Here is a 1,519-nt window from a genome sequence, read left to right on the forward strand (position 1 = left end):
GATCGCCGGCCTCGAGGCGGCGGCCGAGATCGTATGGACCCACCACGAGCGCCCGGACGGCGCCGGCTACCCGCGCCGCGTCTCGGCGGACCAGATCCCCATCGGGGCGCGGGTCATCATGGTGTGCGCCGCGTACGACGCGATGACCGAGGACCGGCCCTACCGCCGGGGCCTGCCGTCGCGCGCCGCCTGCGAGGAGCTGCGCCGGCACGCCGGCACGCAGTTCTTCCCCGACGTGGTCAACGCCTTCGTGCAGCTGCACGACAGCGGCCGGCTGTGGGAAGCGTTCACGCGCGACGAGCTCGAGATCTTCGTGCGCCGGGGCGACCTCGCCGCCGCCTGACCCGGCCGATCGCGCACGACATGCTCCGGGCGCCGCGCCGACAGGCACGGCGCCCGGCCAGCTTTGACGGGGACGGGACACCGCCGGCGCCACCGGTCCATCGGAAGAGCGTCCGTCCCCCCGGCTCGCGCCGGGCCCCGTCCGCCCTTCGGAGGTCCGCCATGAACCTGTCCCGCTTCGCCGCGCCCCTGCTGCTCGCCCTCGTGACGACGACCGCCGGCGCGACGGCGCCCGAGCCGATCGGCCACGTGACGCACACGGAGGCGGAGTGGCGCCGGCTGCTGACCCCGGGGCAGTTCGACGTGCTCCGCCGGGCGGGCACCGAGCGCGCGTTCACCGGCGCGTACTGGAACGAGCACCGCAAGGGCACGTACGTGTGCGCCGGCTGCGGCCTCGAGCTGTTCTCGTCGGCGCACAAGTTCGACTCCGGCACCGGCTGGCCGAGCTACTGGCAGCCCGCGGTCGAGAGCCACGTGGTGCGCACCGCCGACGGCAGCTTCGGCATGCAGCGGGTGGCGCTCGAATGCGCGCGCTGCGGCGGGCACCTCGGGCACGTGTTCGACGACGGCCCCCGGCCGACGGGCCTGCGCTACTGCATCAACTCCGCCGCGCTCAGGTTCGTGCCGGCGAAGTGACCGGGAGCGCGGCGCGGGCCCGCGCCGCGTCGCCGGCCCGGGCCCCGGCGCTCAGGCCTGGTGCTCCGGCCGCAGCAGGTCGAACAGCGTCTTCACCGGGTTGAAGACCGCGAGCGGCACCTCGACGAACACCGTGTTCCAGCGGGCCATCGCGCCGTTCCACAGGCCGGGGCGCTCCAGCGCGAGCAACTCCCTGCCGCCGGCGCTCCGCCGGGTGACGATCACGGCTTCGGGGTCGACGAACTCCTCCAGCCGCCACGGCCGCCCGCCCGGGCCGCGCAGCGCGCAGGCGAAGAACACCGGGTTGAAGTGCGTCGCGCGCGCGAGCACGGCCTGCTGCGCCGGGGAGCCCGGGTCGACCTGCGAGGTCTCGACGACCTGGCGCGTCACCCGGCCGTCGCGGCCGCGCACCCAGAACGGCCCGCCGCCCGGCTCGCCGGTGTTCGGCACCATGCCGCACACGCGCAGGGGCCGCGCCAGGAGCGCCGACAGCGCCTCCCGCGCCGCGGGGACTTCGGGCTCGCCGAGCGCGTCGTGCAGG

The 1,519-nt window shown here is 76.0% G+C and carries 3 protein-coding genes; 2 read left to right on the top strand and 1 reads right to left on the bottom strand.

Translation table 11 applies throughout. The features are described from left to right. A partial coding sequence (locus VI078_06520; protein HEY5998945.1) for an HD domain-containing phosphohydrolase occupies positions 1 to 343 on the top strand: 343 nt, incomplete at its 5' end. 161 nt (positions 344 to 504) lie between these two features. Continuing rightward, positions 505 to 978, top strand: a complete 474-nt coding sequence (gene msrB, locus VI078_06525) for a peptide-methionine (R)-S-oxide reductase MsrB (GenBank protein HEY5998946.1) — start codon at positions 505 to 507, stop codon at positions 976 to 978. Positions 979 to 1,029: 51 nt separating this feature from the next. On the opposite strand, the gene VI078_06530 is transcribed toward msrB, so the two are convergent. Beyond that, positions 1,030 to 1,519 (bottom strand): DUF4301 family protein (locus VI078_06530; GenBank protein ID HEY5998947.1); only part of this gene is annotated, 490 nt, incomplete at its 5' end.

Source organism: bacterium (assembly GCA_036524115.1).
GTDB lineage: Bacteria > JAUVQV01 > JAUVQV01 > JAUVQV01 > DATDCY01 > DATDCY01.

Coding starts and splice junctions, on each gene's coding strand:
- msrB (HEY5998946.1), top strand. CDS start 505: ATGAACCTGTCCCGCTTCGCCGCGCCCCTGCTGCTCGCCCTCGTGACG.